General features: G+C 70.1%; 2 protein-coding genes. Both read right to left on the reverse strand.

The window, feature by feature from the left end:
• The coding region (locus AC2W7M_RS24455) for an APC family permease (RefSeq protein ID WP_486135620.1) at positions 1–1,644 on the reverse strand (1,644 nt) is incomplete at its 3' end.
• A 130-nt stretch (positions 1,645–1,774) separates the two neighbouring features.
• Positions 1,775–2,015 (reverse strand): anhydro-N-acetylmuramic acid kinase (locus AC2W7M_RS24460; protein ID WP_486135622.1); only part of this gene is annotated, 241 nt, incomplete at its 5' end.

Below are 2,015 nucleotides of genomic sequence, written 5' to 3' on the forward strand. Positions count from 1 at the left end.
GGCGCCGCGGCGCGGACCGCTCAGCCGCGGGGCCTCGCCGGGCGTCGCGAGCGGGTCGATGGGCGCGTCGGCGGAGAGCCTCTCCATCACCTGCTCGTCCTGCATGTAGCGGTCGAACTTCTCCCGCGGCAGGCGCGATCTCAGCGCATAGACGAACACCAGCGCGGCGAGCAGCGCCAGGATCGCCATGTCGGCCCCGAATGGAATGATCCCGCGCCCGCCGAAGGCGCCGAGATAGGACACGAGCGCGATGCCCAGCAGATAGGGGATGAGCCACAGCGCCTCCCTCACGTCGAGGTCGCGCGTCATGTGGGCGCGGGCATTGGCCAGGAACAGCGCGAGCCCGATGGCGAGGCAGATGCCGAGGCGCCACACCGTGTCCCACCCGCTCCAATAGATGATGAGGGTGGCCACCACGAAGGCGGCGAGCGCCACAAAGAAGACGCCGGGGATGCGCAGCGGCCGGTGCGCCTGCGGCAGAAGCGAGCGCAGCGCCACCACCGCCACCGGCCCCACCGCGAACGACAGGATGATGGCCGCCGAATTCAGCTGCACCACCTCGTCGAACGGCAGCAGCACGAAGGCGAGCACCGCGAACGCGAGGTTGAGCAGCAGCGCCGCCAGCGGCACCCCGCGCGCGGAGATGGTGGCGAAGAGCTTGGGGAAGAAGCCGTTCTCGGCCAGCGCGAAGGCGAGGCGGGCGTTCGAGCCGACCGCCACGAGGCCGCCGCCGAACGGGCCGATGACCGCGCCGAAATTGAGCAGGCTGACCAGCCAGAGCAGTCCCAGCGCCGCGGCGATGGCGCTGAGCGGGCCGAGATCGCCGGGAAGGGCGAGCGCGCCCCAGCCCTTGGCGAGGTCGCCGGGGGTGAGCGCGCCGGTGAAGGCGAACTGCAGCCCGCCATAGATCAGGAAGCAGATGAGCACCGACAGGACCAGAGCCAGCGGAATGGTGCGGCCGGGATTCTTCACTTCCCCCGCCATGTCGATGGCATGGCGGAAGCCGATATAGGAGAAGATCACGCCGCCCGAGGAGATGGCGCCGAGGATGCCGGCAAGGCCCATGGGGGCGAACCCGCCCTGCGCCGTGAAATTCGAGGGCTCGAAGCGCGAGGCGAGGAACAAAGCGATTACCAGCATCGGGATGGCGAGCTTGGCCCAGGTGATGGTGGTGTTCACATAGGCGAAGAACTTCACGCCGAAGGCGTTGATGACGGTAAACAGCGCGAGCAGGCCGCCGGCGAGGGCGACGCCGCCCCAGGAGAGGGTGCCGCTGCCCGGCGCCGTGTAGAGCCAGTCCAGATGCGGCGCCAGATAGCGCAGCATGGCCTCCACCTCGATGGGCGCGGTGGTGGAATAGCCCACCCAGCCGCTCCACCCCATGGCCATGGAAACCACGTTGCCGTGGCTGAACTGGGGGACGCGGGCGATGCCGCCGGGCACCGGCAGCATGGCGGAAATCTCCGCGAAGGTGAGGGCCAAAAGCAGCATGGCGATGCCGCCGAGCACCCAGGCGACGAGGGCCGCGGGCCCGGCATGCTGGGCCGCAAGGAGTGGCGCGAACAGCCAGCCCGAGCCGATGATGGCGCTGACGGAGACGAAGGTGAGACCGATGAGGCCGATCTCACGGTGCAATTTGCCCATGGGTGCCCTCGAAGCGCCACCGTGGGCTTACCCTAGGAGGGGCAGCGGCGCCGTGCATCAACTTTCGTCTAAGTTTGCACTGTCATGGTCATTTCCCCTGCGCGCGCCGCCGCCACCGCCTGAGGCCGCCTCAGGGTAGGAACACCACGCCGCCGGTCATGGGTGCGGGGCAGCCGGTGGTCGCGGGGAAGGTGAGCGGCAACCCCCGCAGCGCCCGCACGGCGAGGAAGGCGAAGGCCTCCGCCTCCAGCGCCTCCGACGACCAGCCCACCTCGTCCGCCGTCAGCACCTCGGCCTGAAGCCGCGCCGCCAGCATGGCGCGCAGCGTGGCGTTGCGCGCCCCGCCGCCCGCGACGATCCAGCGCCGCGCG

This window comes from Xanthobacter sp. BG11Y11_SDJG (assembly GCF_057364445.1).